The 327-nt window shown below is 70.3% G+C and carries 1 pseudogene; it reads right to left on the bottom strand.

The features are described from left to right. Positions 1-134: 134 nt before the first annotated feature. A pseudogene (locus tag FLQ44_RS08195) lies at positions 135-327 on the bottom strand (hypothetical protein); the annotation flags it as partial.

Here is a 327-nt window from a genome sequence, read left to right on the forward strand (position 1 = left end):
GGCTCAAGAACAGGGCCTCGGCCGCGCGAGTCACCGAGCCCAGGCGCGCGGCGTGGCAGAAGGCGCGCAGCTGCTTGAGCCGGCTGCCCTTGTAGTAGAAGCGCGCGGGCGACTTGCTCATCGCCGCCCGGACGTCACGCGCTCTCGAACGCGTCGGCGGTCGCCTGCGCCTGCCACCAGTGGCCAAGCTGACGCAGACCCTCGATGACACTGACGCGAGGCTGGTAGCCGAAGTCGCGGCGGGCGGCGCTGACGTCGTAGAAGTGGGTGGTCGACAGCTGCTCGGCCAGAAAGCGCGTCATCAGCGGCTCGCCCTTCAGCGGCAGC

The sequence above is a fragment of the Vogesella mureinivorans genome (assembly GCF_007644035.1).
Lineage (GTDB): Bacteria > Pseudomonadota > Gammaproteobacteria > Burkholderiales > Chromobacteriaceae > Vogesella > Vogesella mureinivorans.